1 protein-coding gene is annotated in these 1,172 nt (G+C 66.6%); it reads right to left on the reverse strand.

The features are described 5' to 3' along the window. The coding region (locus AC3WPZ_RS27960) for an isovaleryl-CoA dehydrogenase (RefSeq protein WP_492442623.1) at positions 1-1,172 on the reverse strand (1,172 nt) is incomplete at its 5' end.

The raw sequence follows: 1,172 nt of genomic DNA on the forward strand, positions 1-1,172 counted from the left end.
TCACATCGTCTCGGCGAACAGTTCGCGACCGATGAGCATGCGGCGGATTTCGCTCGTGCCCGCACCGATCTCGTACAGCTTGGCGTCGCGCCACAGGCGGCCCAGCGGGTACTCGTTGATGTAGCCGTTGCCGCCGAAGATCTGGATGCCCTCGCCGGCCATCCAGGTCGCCTTCTCCGCGCACCAGAGGATCACGGAGGCGCAGTCCTTGCGCACCTGGCGCACGTGCTCGGTGCCCAGCAGGTCCAGGTTCTTGGCCACGGTGTAGGCGAACGAGCGGCCGGCCTGCAGCACGGTGTACATGTCCGCCACCTTGCCCTGGATCAGCTGGAACTCGCCGATGCTCTGGCCGAACTGCCTACGGTCGTGGATGTAGGGCACCACGTTGTCCATGACGGCCTGCATGATGCCCAGCGGACCACCGGTGAGCACCGCGCGCTCGTAGTCGAGCCCGCTCATGAGCACCTTGGCGCCGTTGTTCAGGCCGCCCATGATGTTCTCGGCCGGCACCTCGACGTTGTTGAACACCATCTCGCCGGTGTGGCTGCCGCGCATGCCCAGCTTGTCCAGCTTCTGCGCGGTGGAGAAGCCCTTCATGCCCTTCTCGACGATGAAGGCGGTGACGCCGCGCGCGCCCATCTCGGGCTCGGTCTTGGCGTAGACCACCATGGTGTCGGCGTCCGGGCCGTTGGTGATCCACATCTTGCTGCCGTTGAGCAGGTAATAACCCCCCTTGTCCTCGGCCTTGAGCTTCATGCTGATCACGTCCGAGCCCGCGCCGGGCTCGCTCATGGCCAGGGCGCCCACGTGCTCGCCGCTGATGAGCTTGGGCAGGTACTTGCGGCGCTGGGCGTCGTTGCCGTTGCGCTTGATCTGGTTCACGCACAGGTTGCTGTGCGCGCCGTACGAGAGGCCCACGCTGGCCGAGGCGCGCGAGATCTCCTCCATGGCGATCATGTGGGCCAGGTAGCCCATGTTGGCGCCGCCGTACTCCTCGCCCACGGTGATGCCCAGCACGCCCAGGTCGCCCATCTTGCGCCACACGTCCATGGGGAACTGGTCGGCGCGGTCGATCTCGGCCGCGCGCGGCGCGATCTCGGCCTGCGCGAAATCGCGCACCGCGTCGCGCAGCGCGTCGATGTCTTCTCCAAGCTGGAAGTTCAGGCCGGGCA

The sequence above is a fragment of the Hydrogenophaga sp. FW305-3-2-15-A-LB1 genome (assembly GCF_058787875.1).